1 protein-coding gene and 1 pseudogene are annotated in these 1,080 nt (G+C 46.9%); both read left to right on the plus strand.

The window, feature by feature from the left end; genetic code table 11:
• Positions 1–841: MFS transporter (locus ACWHAR_RS22860; RefSeq protein WP_452087920.1), on the plus strand; the 841-nt coding region annotated here is incomplete at its 5' end.
• Between the two features lie 47 nt (positions 842–888).
• Positions 889–1,080, plus strand: a pseudogene (bofC, locus tag ACWHAR_RS22865) (sporulation cell-cell signaling protein BofC); the annotation flags it as partial.

Raw genomic sequence — 1,080 nt, forward strand, 5'->3', positions numbered from 1 at the left:
GTGCGGCCTTAACGTGCTCGGCCCGTTCTATTCCAGCTATGCAGTTCCAGCCTTTGGAGAAATCAATACGCTTTGGAGCGCTTTACTGTTTGTGGCGGCAGGCGGAATTCTTGCCTTATTTTTTAACAAAGATAAATTTACTCCGATACAAAAACAAGATCAGCCGAAATGGAAAGAACTGTCGAAGGCATTTACGATTATGTTTGAAAACCCTAAGGTAGGCATCGGCGGAGTGGTCAAGACGATTAATGCGATAGGACAATTTGGATTTGCCATCTTTCTTCCTACTTATTTAGCACGATACGGGTATTCGGTTTCGGAATGGCTGCAAATATGGGGGACGCTGTTTTTTGTGAATATTGTGTTTAATATCATTTTCGGTGCAGTCGGAGATAAACTTGGCTGGCGCAATACGGTCATGTGGTTTGGCGGTGTCGGATGCGGTATTTTTACGCTGGCGCTGTATTACACGCCTCAGCTGATCGGGCATCAGTATTGGGTGCTCATGATTATCGCCTGCTGCTACGGCGCGGCTTTAGCAGGGTACGTCCCATTAAGCGCGCTTTTGCCGACGCTTGCACCTGATAATAAAGGTGCTGCCATGTCAGTGTTGAATTTGGGATCTGGTTTATGTGCGTTTATCGCGCCAGGCATCGTGAGTCTTTTCATTGGGCCGCTCGGTGCAGGTGGCGTGATTTGGATCTTTGCGGCATTGTATTTTTTCAGTGCCTTTCTGACGCGATTCTTGACAATTTCTGAGCAAAGCACAGATGTGTATACGGAGGAACGGTTTGTCAGGGAAAATGTGCAGACAAATTTTGATAAAACGGTTAAGCAGTAGCCTCTTTGGTCAAACTAATCATAAACGTGTGCAAAGAGGTGTAGAGGGTGAAACGATTCAGCACGGCGTATCTTTTGCTGGGCATTCTTTGCTCAGCGGCAGTATTTTTAATAGGAGCTCCTTCCCGCGCACTTGGCGCGGAAGTGGAGCACTATGAGCCGCTGCAGGTGCATGTGCAGCTTGAAAAGGTGTATTTGGACGGCGATGTCAGCATTGAGCATAAGCATGAAAAAGTGTTT

The organism is Bacillus sp. LR--39 (assembly GCF_053613335.1).